Consider the following 1,197-nt stretch of genomic DNA (forward strand, 5'->3'; position numbering starts at 1 on the left):
CGAAAGCACCACCGGCGGCAATTTCGAGCAGCTGACCCCGAGCACCACCCCGGCGGTCACCACGATCACCGATTCGATCGACAACACCGGGCTGTCCCTGGCAGCAACCGGTTCGGTCACCGAAGGCGGCCAGATCACCTACACCGCGACCTTGAGCAACCCGGCCGGCACGCCGATGACTGTCACGCTCAGCAATGGCGCGGTGATCAACATCGAAGCCGGCAAGACTTCCGGTTCGGTGGTGGTCGACACCCCGGCCAACGACGTCTACAAAAACGGCAGCACCGTCAGCACCACCATCGAAAGCACCACCGGCGGCAATTTCGAGCAGYTGACCCCGAGCACCACCCCGGCGGTCACCACGATCACCGATTCGATCGACAATACCGGGCTGAGCCTGACGGCGAATGGGGCGGTGGTTGAAGGTGGTCAGATCACTTACACCGCCACGCTGAGCAACCCGGCCGGCACGCCGATGACCGTCACCTTGTCGAACGGCGCCGTCATCAACATCGAAGCCGGCAAAACCAGCGGTTCGGTGGTGGTCGATACCCCGGCCAACGACGTCTACAAAAACGGCAGCACCGTCAGCACTACCATCGAAAGCACCACCGGTGGCAATTTCGAGCAGTTGACCCCGAGCACSACGCCGGCSGTYACSACGATYACCGAYTCGATCGACAATACCGGCCTGACGCTCACCGCCAGCAACACCATTACCGAAGGCGGCCAGATCACCTACACCGCGACCTTGAGCAACCCGGCGGGCACGCCGATGACTGTCACGCTCAGCAATGGCGCCGTAATCAACATCGAAGCTGGTAAAACCACCGGCTCGGTGGTGGTCGAYACCCCGGCGAATGACGTCTACAAAAACGGCAGCACCGTCAGCACYACCATYGAAAGCACCACCGGTGGCAATTTCGAGCAGCTGACCCCGAGCACCACCCCGGCGGTTACGACGATCACCGATTCGATCGACAATACCGGGCTGACACTCACCGCCAATAACACGATTACCGAAGGCGGCCAGATCACCTACACCGCGACGCTGACCAATCCGGCCGGCACCGCGATGAGCGTGACCCTGTCGAACGGCGCCGTGATCAACATCGAAGCCGGCAAAACCAGCGGTTCCGTGGTGGTCGACACCCCGGCCAACGACGTCTACAAAAACGGCAGCACCGTCAGCACCAC

1 protein-coding gene is annotated in these 1,197 nt (G+C 62.0%); it reads left to right on the forward strand.

Features of this window, described 5'->3' with window-relative positions:
- Window positions 1-1,197, forward strand: a 1,197-nt coding sequence (locus AC1DH9_RS29500; protein ID WP_477809375.1) for an immunoglobulin-like domain-containing protein, incomplete at both ends; no start/stop codon positions are given.

It is taken from the genome of Pseudomonas sp. 05T35, assembly GCF_056396605.1.